The sequence below is a fragment of the Oleiphilus sp. HI0066 genome (assembly GCF_001635725.1).
The window spans coordinates 1-1,321 of record NZ_LWFH01000206.1 but is presented as its reverse complement, the minus strand read 5'-3'; the positions used below and the strand labels follow the sequence as shown (position 1 = coordinate 1,321).

Sequence of the window (1,321 nt, the reverse complement as noted above, 5' to 3'; positions counted from 1 at the left end):
CTGCACTCAACTCACGTTGTAATCGCTGCATCATGTGCATTGCCATCTCATCCCAATTCGAGATAAACGGACGCATTCCATGCTCTGAGAAGGTCATGCGATACACATTTTTATCACCGCTCGGATCGACCTTTTGCCATACATCTTCGACCTCTCCCAACAAGCCAACTAAACGCAGAGACGCGTCATTAGCCATCAGCAGATTCCAGTTTCTGTCTGCAACAATTGCGGGGTAAGGTTCATGATGCTTCAGGTTCATTGGTAAGGCATCTTGCACCATACTCATCTCATCATTTTTAAAAAACATGCGGGTTCATTGAGCATTCAGATTACCACGACTGAATGGCCATCTAACAATTACCTCTGAGGTAATTGTTTATATTCTTTACCTAGCCAACACTGATTATGCGTTTTCAAACCTTCAACACGAGGAAGCCATTATNAGTGAAACCACTAACCCAAGCGCGACAGCGGTAGTCAAACAACAGCGTTCATCAATTCGTAAGCCATTTCTCTGGATAACACTGACGAGCTTTTCTGTGTTTAGCATCTGGGTCATGCTCCAAGTAGGTTACTTCGGTGTATGGGAAGCGGGCTTTGTATCAAGCGGAAGCCTGCAAATATTGCTCGATTTGGTGATTGGCTGTTTCTTGATATGTAGCTGGATGATTAGTGACGCAAAAGCCCGGGGTATCAATCCTATGCCTTGGGTCATCGCGGTTTGTACGACCGGCACGATAGCAGCACTGGCTTACTTACTCGCCCCAGAATATCAGTTAGATCAGTCTGAAGCGGTGACACAGTCTTCATAGCTAGTGCCGTGGAATAGGAGAAATCAGATGAACGCCATCACTATTCTTTTGGTACTCGTAGGGCTCATTAATCTTGCTCCAATATTAGGTTTATTGGGTGCTGCAAAGCTCAATGATGCCTATGCAATCAAGCTTGTATCAAACGATCTAATACTTCTTATGCGACATCGGGCTTTACTGTTCGGGATACTAGGTGGCTTCATCTTATACGCTGCTTTCGAACCAAAATATCAGAGTGCAGCGATGTTGATGGCATTAATCAGCATGGCTGGTTTTTTGGTACTTATGCTGGGTGGAGGTGAATATAACGCAGCCTTAAAGAAAGTCATGTTGATTGATATCGTTGGGATCGTGTTGCTTGGTATCGCGGCGATCTTAAAGTTCAAACCAGCGTAATCAGCTATTTCACCATATTTCGAGCCGTTGCAAACCGTTACATACGCTGTTTCTTTTTTGACTACGCTTAGGGCGTCACACAAAGAGGAACGCCTATGAAGCGTCAACTTATC

The 1,321-nt window shown here is 44.6% G+C and carries 2 protein-coding genes and 1 pseudogene; 2 read left to right on the top strand and 1 reads right to left on the bottom strand.

Annotated elements, in window-relative coordinates; genetic code table 11:
• Positions 1–307, bottom strand: a pseudogene (locus A3738_RS03230) (hypothetical protein); the annotation flags it as partial.
• Positions 308–539: 232 nt separating this feature from the next.
• Here A3738_RS03230 and A3738_RS03225 point away from each other — a divergent pair.
• Both A3738_RS03225 and A3738_RS03220 read left to right on the top strand, forming a co-directional pair.
• Positions 540–812 (top strand): DUF2834 domain-containing protein, encoded by a 273-nt coding sequence (locus tag A3738_RS03225; RefSeq protein WP_156503914.1) that lies wholly within the window; start codon positions 540–542, stop codon positions 810–812.
• A gap of 27 nt (positions 813–839) precedes the next feature.
• The gene (locus A3738_RS03220) at positions 840–1,208 is read left to right on the top strand and encodes a hypothetical protein (RefSeq protein WP_068480615.1); all 369 of its coding nucleotides are present in this window, start codon (positions 840–842) and stop codon (positions 1,206–1,208) included.
• Positions 1,209–1,321 lie beyond the last annotated feature (113 nt).